Below are 659 nucleotides of genomic sequence, written 5' to 3'. Positions count from 1 at the left end.
CCGGTGCCGCCGGAGGCGCGGGAGCGGCCTTGGTCGGCGCGGACGAACCGGTGGAAGAGGTCTTCGCGGAGTTCGTGGGGGACGCCGGGGCCGTTGTCTTCGACGTCCAGGACAACGGTGTTCGCGGTGGTGGTGAGTGTGACGGTGACGTGGGTGCCGGGGGGTGTGTGGGCGCGGGCGTTGGCGAGCAGGTTGGCCACCACCTGGTGCAGGCTGCGCGCGTCCCCGGTGACGGTCACGGGTTGTTCGGGCAGGACCAGTTCCCAGCGGTGCCCGGGTCCGGCGGCGCGGGCGTCGGCGGTGGCGTCCAGGACGATCCGGGTCAGATCGACCGGGCGGGCCTCCAGCGGGCGGCCCGCGTCCAGCCGGGCCAGCAGCAGCAGGTCATCGACCAGGTCGGCCATCCGGACCGACTCGGCCTCGATCCGGCCGAGCGCCCGGGTCACCTCGGCCGGGACCGGGTCGGCGGTGCGCAGCGCCAGTTCGGCGTGGCCGCGGATCGCGGCGACCGGCGTGCGCAACTCGTGGCTGGCGTCGGCGGCGAAACGCCGCAACCGCTCCTCACTGGCCTGCCGCCGGGCCAACGCGTTCTCCACATGCCCCAGCATCCGGTTCAACGCCGCACCCACCCGCCCCACCTCGGTACGCGGATCGGTGTC

Annotated in this window: 1 protein-coding gene; it reads right to left on the bottom strand. The window is 74.4% G+C overall.

Annotated elements, in window-relative coordinates:
* Positions 1-629: sensor histidine kinase (locus ACH01S_RS41755; RefSeq protein WP_255220395.1), on the bottom strand; the 629-nt coding region annotated here is incomplete at its 3' end.
* Between the last annotated feature and the right edge of the window lie 30 nt (positions 630-659).

Origin of the sequence: Actinomadura chibensis NBRC 106107 (assembly GCF_001552135.1) — a bacterium.
GTDB lineage: Bacteria > Actinomycetota > Actinomycetes > Streptosporangiales > Streptosporangiaceae > Spirillospora > Spirillospora chibensis.
The sequence above is the reverse complement of the archived record's forward strand: the minus strand, read 5'-3'. Positions and strand labels throughout refer to the sequence as shown.